General features: G+C 71.4%; 1 protein-coding gene. It reads left to right on the top strand.

Annotation, left to right across the window (positions count from 1 at the left end):
* The coding region (locus BLS34_RS25190) for a calcium-binding protein (RefSeq protein WP_139189503.1) at window positions 1-1,400 on the top strand (1,400 nt) is incomplete at both ends.

The raw sequence follows: 1,400 nt of genomic DNA, 5'->3' as shown, positions 1-1,400 counted from the left end.
GACGGCGGCGACACGATCTCCGGCGGCGAGGGCAACGACACGCTGACCGGTGGCGATGGCGGTGACACGATCTCCGGCGGCGCCGGCAACGACACGGTCAGCGGCGGCGCCGGCGACGACGATGTCTCGGGCGGCGGTGGCAACGACACGCTGTCCGGCGGGGCGGGCAACGACACGATTGTCGGCGATGACGGGGTCGACGACGACGGCGAGGATCCGGGCCTTCCCGAGAACGACGATCTGCTCTCCGGCGGCGAGGGCAACGACTTCATCGGCGGTGGCTGGGGCAACGACACCGTCGATGGCGGCAGCGGCGACGACACGCTGCTGGGCAATGTCGGCGAGGACGTGCTGCTGGGCGACGAGGGCGACGACGTCCTCAGCGGCGGCCGCGGCAACGACTTGCTGTCCGGCGGTGACGGCAACGACCTGGCCGTGGGCGGCAGGGACGACGACATCCTGTCCGGTGGGGCCGGCGACGACACGCTGTCCGGCGGCGAGGGCAACGACACGCTGACCGGCGGTCTCGGCGACGACGCCCTCAGCGGTGGCAGCGGCAACGATCTGCTGGAGGGCGGCGAGGGCAACGACACCCTGTCCGGCGGCAATGACGACGACGCCCTGAGCGGCGGCGCTGGCGACGACCTGCTGTCCGGCGGCCTGGGTAACGATTCCGTCACGGCCGGCGAGGGAGCGGACACGGCCTTCGGCGGCCAGGGCGCCGACCAGATCTCCGGCGGGGCGGGCGAGGATGCGCTGGCCGGCGGTGACGGCAACGACACCTTGGCCGGCGGCGGCGACAACGACACGCTCTCCGGCGGTGCCGGTGCTGACAGGCTGAACGGGGGCGACGGCGCGGACCTGCTGTCCGGCGGTCAGGGTGCCGATACCCTTTCCGGTGGGGTCGGGGACGACACGCTGGTCGGCGGCGACGGGCCCAACAGTCTGGTCGGTGGCGAGGGCGACGACGTCCTATATGGCGGCGCCGACGCCGACACCTTCGTCGGTGGCGAAGGCTTCGACACGTTCTTCGTCGGCGATGACGACCTCGTCGCGCAGTACGACGAGGGCGACGTCATCCGCATCGACGGTGTCGAGCTCGACGTGTCCGACTTCAGCATGCGGACCGAAGGCAACACCGCGTATATTTCCGTCGATACCGATGGCGACGGTGCTGCCGACATGACCTTCGGCGTCGTCGGCGCCGGCGGCGTGCCCCGGGTGTCGATCGGCAGCGACGGCCAGGGCGGCTTCTTCACCGACGTCTCCTTCGACGTGGTCGACACGGTCACCGGCGGTGACGGCAACGACACGGTCACCGGCGGCGACGGTAACGACACGGTCACCGGCGGCGACGGCAACGACACGGTCACCGGCGGTGACGGCAACGACACGGTCAC

The sequence above is a fragment of the Thalassobaculum litoreum DSM 18839 genome, assembly GCF_900102465.1.
In the GTDB taxonomy this organism is placed as follows: domain Bacteria; phylum Pseudomonadota; class Alphaproteobacteria; order Thalassobaculales; family Thalassobaculaceae; genus Thalassobaculum; species Thalassobaculum litoreum.
This window is presented reverse-complemented; position numbering and strand designations above follow the sequence as displayed.